The following is a 595-nucleotide window of genomic DNA, read 5'->3' as shown; positions in this document are numbered from 1 at the left end:
ATTATATGTAAGGGTGCTTTTCCTAAGAGTGTGTTTGTATCATTATCTATACCAAAAAATATTACAGAAGAAAATATTTTACAATGGTATGAMGGTTTTTTAGAAGCATGCAAACCATACAACATAGAAATTGCTGGAGGAGATACAACTAGTTCAAATAATRATTTTTTTATMTCTATAACATTAATCGGTGAAATAGAAAAAAATAAAGCAATACTTAGAAGCACAGCAAAAGACAATGATAATATTTATGTTTTAGGYATTGTTGGTGAAAGTGACTTAGGATTAAAAAAACTATTATCYGRMAACTATAKYTATGATGATGAAAGCGTAAAAACKCATTTAAGACCRMAACTTTTYTTTAATGARTGGCAAGARATAATAAAAAAATATAAAATAAACTCTTCTATAGATATTAGTGACGGACTCTTACAAGATTTATCTCATATAGCAGAGAAGTCTAATTTGTATGCTAAAGTATTTGAAGAATCTAATTGGCAAAAGGTTAATAGATTTTTTAACAATAATAACAAAGAAGTATTAAACTCAATACTCACAGGCGGAGAAGATTATGCTGTATTATTTACCACTCAAG

Annotated in this window: 1 protein-coding gene; it reads left to right on the top strand. The window is 27.1% G+C overall.

Annotation, left to right across the window (positions count from 1 at the left end; all coding sequences use genetic code 11):
• Window positions 1-595: thiamine-phosphate kinase (locus tag GQX97_RS14070; protein WP_198391267.1), on the top strand; the 595-nt coding region annotated here is incomplete at both ends.

This window comes from Brachyspira sp. SAP_772 (assembly GCF_009755885.1).
Classification (GTDB): Bacteria; Spirochaetota; Brachyspiria; order Brachyspirales; family Brachyspiraceae; genus Brachyspira.
The sequence above is the reverse complement of the archived record's forward strand: the minus strand, read 5'-3'. Positions and strand labels throughout refer to the sequence as shown.